This window comes from Streptomyces sp. O3, assembly GCF_054788135.1.
Genome location: NZ_JBTVYK010000174.1, coordinates 1 through 277, shown reverse-complemented (window position 1 = coordinate 277; position 277 = coordinate 1). Strand labels below are relative to the sequence as shown.

Below are 277 nucleotides of genomic sequence, written 5' to 3'. Positions count from 1 at the left end.
CATAATATTAAAAGAAACCCCCATCTATTTAGTTATTTGTTTAGTCACTTATAACTTTAACAGATGGGGTTTTTCTGTGCAACCAATTTTAAGGGTTTTCAATACTTTAAAACACATACATACCAACACTTCAACGCACCTTTCAGCCTTTTTAAATTCAAGAATATGCAGAAGTTCAAAGTAATCAACATTAGCGATTTTCTTTTCTCTCCATGGTCTCACTTTTCCACTTTTTGTCTTGTCCACTAAAACCCTTGATTTTTCATCTGAATAAATG

At 31.8% G+C, this 277-nt stretch carries 1 protein-coding gene; it reads right to left on the bottom strand.

What is annotated here, in order from left to right; translation table 11 throughout:
* Positions 1-48: 48 nt before the first annotated feature.
* On the bottom strand, positions 49-277 hold a 229-nt coding region (locus tag ACX6XY_RS30230), incomplete at its 5' end, for a hypothetical protein (RefSeq protein WP_460337854.1).